This window comes from Methanophagales archaeon, assembly GCA_021159465.1.
GTDB lineage: Archaea > Halobacteriota > Syntropharchaeia > Alkanophagales > Methanospirareceae > G60ANME1.
The window spans coordinates 1-1,139 of record JAGGRR010000212.1 but is presented as its reverse complement, the minus strand read 5'-3'; the positions used below and the strand labels follow the sequence as shown (position 1 = coordinate 1,139).

The 1,139-nt window shown below is 39.2% G+C and carries 1 protein-coding gene; it reads left to right on the top strand.

All coding sequences use genetic code 11. The features are described 5' to 3' along the window. Positions 1-53: 53 nt before the first annotated feature. Positions 54-1,139 (top strand): IS1634 family transposase (locus J7J01_09045; protein MCD6211010.1); only part of this gene is annotated, 1,086 nt, incomplete at its 3' end.

Here is a 1,139-nt window from a genome sequence, read left to right as displayed (position 1 = left end):
TTTTACTGTTAGGTCTTGACAAAAAGTTAAAGTTGGTTTAATGTATTCTCACTATGTATGTGGACATCTGCAAATACAAAAGAGGAAATAAAACCTATAAAAGGGTGCTGTTGAGAGAGGGCTATAGAGAAGGTGGAAAGGTAAAACATCGCACACTTGCTAATCTCTCTCATTGTAGTGATGAAGAAATTGAGGCCATTCGGATTGCCCTTAAGATGAAGAAAAACTTGGTTGAGCTTAAAAACCTGGCCAAAGGGAGTTATTGGTGTGGTAAGCATGTAGGGCCTGTGGCGGTGCTTTATCAAATAGCCAATCATTTAGGCATTACTCAAGCACTGGGTTATAGTAAAAATGCCCTTTTGGCCCTGTGGCTGATTATGGCCAGGCTGATAGATCAGGGCTCAAGGCTATCGGCGGTAAGACTGGCCCAAAATCATGCCGTAGCAGAGATACTTAATCTTAATGCGTTTAATGAAGATGATCTCTACAAAACACTTGATTGGCTATATGAACATAAAGAAAAAATAGAGAATCAACTATTTAAGGTAAGGGGTCATGGTTCTTCTTTTTACCTTTATGATGTGACTTCTTCTTATTTAGAGGGAAAGGAAAATGAGCTTGCGGATTGGGGATATAATCGGGATAAGAAAAAGGGTAAGAAACAGATTGTCTATGGTTTACTTACCGATGAACAGGGAGAGCCCATAAGTATTGAGGGCTTTTGTGGGAATACAAAGGATAACAAGACCGTTAGGGTAGAGATAGAGACACTAAAGGAGCGATTTGGTTGTAGGCACATTACCCTTGTAGGTGATAAGGGGATGATAAAAAGCGGTGAGATTGAAGACTTAAAAACAGCAGGATTTCATTACATCACCAGTATAACCAAGTCTCAAATAAAAACCCTGCTTATTAAGGGTGTATTTCAGTTAAGCCTATTTGATGAAGATCTATGTGAGGTGGAGGATAGAGAAGAAGGGGTGCGTTATATTTTAAGGCGTAATCCTTTTAGGGCAGAAGAGATGCATAAAACCAGGCTATCAAAGATAGAGGCCATAGGAGAAAAGATAGAAAAGGCAAATAGATACCTTTATGAGCATAAAAGGGCAAAGATAGCGACACAGATAAGACATATAAAG